Origin of the sequence: Klebsiella sp. ME-303 (genome assembly GCF_007910085.1) — a bacterium.
GTDB classification, from domain to species: domain Bacteria; phylum Pseudomonadota; class Gammaproteobacteria; order Enterobacterales; family Enterobacteriaceae; genus Klebsiella; species Klebsiella michiganensis.
On the sequence record NZ_VOJB01000060.1, the window covers coordinates 1 to 1,271 of the forward strand.

General features: G+C 65.7%; 1 protein-coding gene. It reads left to right on the forward strand.

Annotated elements, in window-relative coordinates; genetic code table 11:
* Window positions 1-1,271: pyruvate carboxylase subunit B (locus tag FQK12_RS05455; RefSeq protein WP_146295669.1), on the forward strand; the 1,271-nt coding region annotated here is incomplete at both ends.

Sequence of the window (1,271 nt, forward strand, 5' to 3'; positions counted from 1 at the left end):
CTGCAGACCTGGCTCGACCTGACCGAACAGCTGCTGGAGACCGGCGTCGATTCCATCGCGATTAAGGACATGTCCGGCATTCTCACCCCGATGGCGGCCTTCGAGCTGGTGAGCGAAATCAAAAAACGCTATGACGTCAGGCTGCACCTGCATGCTCATGCCACCACCGGGATGGCGGAGATGGCGCTGCTGAAGGCCATCGAGGCCGGCGTCGACGGCGTCGATACCGCCATCTCTTCCATGAGCGCCACCTACGGCCACCCGGCCACCGAGGCGCTGGTGGCGACGCTGGCAGGCACAAAACATGACACCGGGCTGGATATCCTCAGGCTTGAGAGCATTGCGGCGTACTTCCGCGAGGTGCGCAGGAAATATCACGCCTTTGAAGGCCAGCTGAAGGGCACCGACAGCCGTATCCTCGTGGCCCAGGTGCCGGGCGGGATGCTCACCAACCTTGAGGGCCAGCTGAAGCAGCAGAACGCCGCCCACCGTCTGGATGAGGTGCTGGCGGAAATCCCCCGCGTGCGTGAGGACCTCGGCTTTATCCCGCTGGTCACTCCGACCTCGCAGATTGTCGGCACCCAGGCGGTGCTTAACGTGCTGACCGGCGAACGCTACAGAACCATCGCGAAGGAGACCGCCGGGATACTGAAGGGCGAGTACGGCCACACTCCGGTGCCGGTGAACGCGGCATTACAGGCGCGCGTGCTGGACGGAGCAGAGGCCATCACCTGCCGTCCGGCGGACCTGCTGAAGCCGGAGCTGGCGCAGCTGGAAGCCGACGTGAAGCGCCAGGCGCAGGAGAAGAATATTCAGCTGGCCGACAACGCCATCGACGACGTGCTCACCGTGGCCCTGTTCCCGCAGGTCGGCCTGAAGTTCCTTGAGAACCGCCACAACCCGGCGGCGTTCGAGCCGCTGCCGCAGGCTGAAGAGGTCAAACCGGCGGTGAAAGCAGAGAAACCGGCCGCCTCCGGCGTCTACACCGTGGAAGTGGAAGGTAAGGCCTTTGTGGTGAAGGTCAGCGACGGCGGCGATATCAGCCCGCTGACGGCAGCGACCCCCGTTCAGGCCACGGCCCCCGCAGCCGCCCCGGCAGGCGCCGGCACCCCGGTGACCGCGCCGCTGGCGGGCACCATCTGGAAGGTCATCGCCGGCGAGGGCCAGGCGGTGGCCGAGGGCGACGTGCTGCTGATTCTGGAAGCCATGAAGATGGAAACCGAAATCCGCGCCGCGCAGGCCGGGACCGTGCGCGGTATCGCGGTGAAATC